At 65.3% G+C, this 2,878-nt stretch carries 3 protein-coding genes; all 3 read right to left on the bottom strand.

The genetic code is table 11. The features are described from left to right. Positions 1 to 398, bottom strand: a 398-nt coding sequence (locus WAN02_RS17805) for an NAD-binding protein (protein ID WP_422265569.1), incomplete at its 3' end; no start/stop codon positions are given. A gap of 206 nt (positions 399 to 604) precedes the next feature. Next, positions 605 to 1,285 (bottom strand): response regulator, encoded by a 681-nt coding sequence (locus WAN02_RS17800; RefSeq protein ID WP_422265568.1) that lies wholly within the window; start codon positions 1,283 to 1,285, stop codon positions 605 to 607. Next, on the bottom strand, positions 1,278 to 2,878 hold a 1,601-nt coding region (locus WAN02_RS17795), incomplete at its 5' end, for a DUF4118 domain-containing protein (protein WP_422265567.1). The genes WAN02_RS17800 and WAN02_RS17795, both read right to left, overlap by 8 nt.

The following is a 2,878-nucleotide window of genomic DNA, read 5'->3' as shown; positions in this document are numbered from 1 at the left end:
AGAAACTTCACACCGGCCGCCTCGAATGGATGCGTCCGGCGCGCCAGGCATGCCTCGACGACCGACTGCGCGGTCAACTCCGCGACATCGAGGATCGCGCCCGGCCCATTGTTGGCCGCCATCGCCTTGCGCAACACGTCATTTGCCAGCCTGGCCACCACGCGTAGGGACGGATTGGCTTTCCTTGCCAGCAAGGCGATTTCGAGATTGACGGCGTCGTCGTCGCCAGCGCAGATTACCGCGAGCGCGTCAGCGACATCGGCAGCGTCCAAATCGTCGGCGACTGAGGTGAACTCGCTAGTGTTGAGCCGGACAACTTCCGCGCCAGCGGTTTCCAGCTCGTCGATGATTGTGGTGGCCAGCGGATCGTCACCGCTGACAATGATGTGATGCTGCATTCTCTCATCCGCCACTGGGGTGTACCTGATTGCCATCGAGCCGGAGACTTCGCGCGGGCGCACACCCGCTTTGCTGACACCGCTACCAAACCAGGCTACACCACGGTCTTACCGCATCCCGCGCCACCGCTTAATATTGCTGGCACGCAATACGACTCGCCGCGGGGCTATTTAACTGCATGGTGAACCCGTTCTTGCGCAACGGATCAAGCCTCGAAGCGATAACCCATTCCCGCCTCGGTCAGCAAATGGGCGGGATGCGACGGATCGTCCTCGAGCTTGCGTCGCAACTGCGCCAGAAAGACCCGCAGATAATGGGTTTCCTTGGCGTACTTGGGCCCCCATACCTCTCTGAGCAACTCTTCGCGGCCGACCAGCTTGCCGCGATTGCGCACCAGCATTTCCAGCATGCCCCATTCGGTCGGGGTCAGGTGGACTTCCTCGCCGTTCTTGATGACTCTTTTCGCCGAGAGGTCGACAAGGAACGACTTGGTCTCCACGACGGGATTGTCCGCGCCGGTGGCCACTGCCGCCCGTCGGACCGCAGCCCGCAACCGGGCCAGCAGTTCGTCCATGCCGAAGGGCTTCGTCATGTAGTCGTCGGCGCCCGCGTCGAGTGCGCCCACCTTGTCGGACGAATCGGTGCGTGCGGACAGCACGATCACCGGCGCCGACAGCCAGCCGCGCAGGCCGGCGAGCACCTCGATACCGGAGATGTCGGGCATGCCCAGGTCCAAGATCACCACTTGGGGCGGGTGTTCGGCGGCCAAGGTCAGCGCGCGCGACCCGGTCGGGGCGATGATCACCTCGTAGCCGCGCACTGACAGGTTGATCCGCAGTGCGCGCAGAAGCTGGGGGTCGTCGTCGACCACCAGCACCCTAGTCATCTGTGCCGCTCCTTGTCATCGCCGCATCGCTCCCGTGCCGGTCCTGCAGCGGCGCGGCCAGATCGACCAGAATGGTCAGGCCGCCACCGGGAGTATCGCTCGCGGTAATAGTGCCGCCCATTGCTTCGACGAATCCCTTGGCCACCGACAGACCGAGACCCAGACCGGCGGTTGTATCGAAATCGCCGAGCCGCTGGAACGGTTGAAACATCTCGTCCGCGGCACCTTTTGACACTCCCGGTCCTTCGTCGATGATGTTGATCAACACCCGCGGTCCGACCTGTCCGGCATTGACCCGCACCATGCTTTCCGGCGCGTAGCGAAGGGCGTTGTCGATCACGTTGGACAACACTCGTTCCAGCAGGCCCGCGTCACCCATGGCGACCGTGCCGCCGACCTCCACCTTGACCCGATCGATGCCGGCCCGCCCGTAAATCGCGGTGCGCCCGCCGATGCCGACGAGCGCGCGCTGTACGACCTCTTCGAGGTAGACCTCGGTCAGCTCGGGCCGCACCACGCCGGCAGCCAGCCGAGACGAGTCCAGCAGGTTGGCCACCAGCAGGCTCAGCTGGTCCACCGACTCTTCAACGGTGGCAAGCAACTCGCTGGTGTCCTCTGCTGAGAACCAGACATCCTCGGCGCGCAGGCTGGACACCGCGGCCTTGGCGGCGGTCAGGGGAGTCCGCAGGTCGTGGCCGAGGGCGGACAGCAGCAGGCGGCGCAGCTCGTCGGCTTCGGCGAGCGATTGGACTTTGCCGGCCTCTTGGGCGAGCTCGCCCTGCTTGACCAGACCGGCGGCCTGTGTCGCAACGACCGACAGCACCCGGCGGTCGCGACCGGTCAGTCGGCGCCCGGACATCAGCATCCAGAATTCGTCATCGCCGACTTTCACCGCGGTGTCAGCGGCATCCACGGTCAGGCACGCCTCGGACCCCACCCCCGCGACCGGGATCACCTGACCATCCACCTCACGCACTAGGCATACCGCGCGCTGGGAGTACGCCTCGCGCACACGCTCCAGGAGCGTACTGAGGTCGGCGCCGCGCAGCACCGACGCGGCGAATAGCGAAAGCAGCTCGGCCTCCTGGCCCGCTCGCCTGGCTTCGCGCGCCCGGCTGGCGGCGGCGTCGACCAGCACGCCGATCGCCATCGCGACCCCGAGCAGAAGCACAATGGTCAACACGTTGCTCGTGTTGGCGACGGTGAACGAGTAACGCGGTTCGGTATAGAAGTAGTCCAAAAGCGCCCCGGACAACACCCCCGACAACACCGCTGGTGCCACACCGCCGAACAACGCGACGGCAATCACCCCGGCAAAGAAGAGGGTGGATTTTGCGCCGAGGTCGAGCACTGGACCCAGGCGGATGGTGACCGCCAAGATCGCCCACGGCACACTGATCGCGGCCAGCCAGGACACGAGCTGGCGGGTGCGCGGCGAGATCGCCGAGAGCTCCAAGCCACGGTTGGCCTGCTCATGGGTGACCATGTGCACGTCGATCTTGCCCGAGTCATTGATGGTGGCCGCACCGATTCCCTCGCTGAAGAAGCTCGCCCACCGTGACCGCCGAGAGCTACCGAGCACCAGCTGAGTGG

It is taken from the genome of Mycobacterium sp., from assembly GCF_049281135.1.
Taxonomy (GTDB): Bacteria; Actinomycetota; Actinomycetes; order Mycobacteriales; family Mycobacteriaceae; genus Mycobacterium.
The sequence above is the reverse complement of the archived record's forward strand: the minus strand, read 5'-3'. Positions and strand labels throughout refer to the sequence as shown.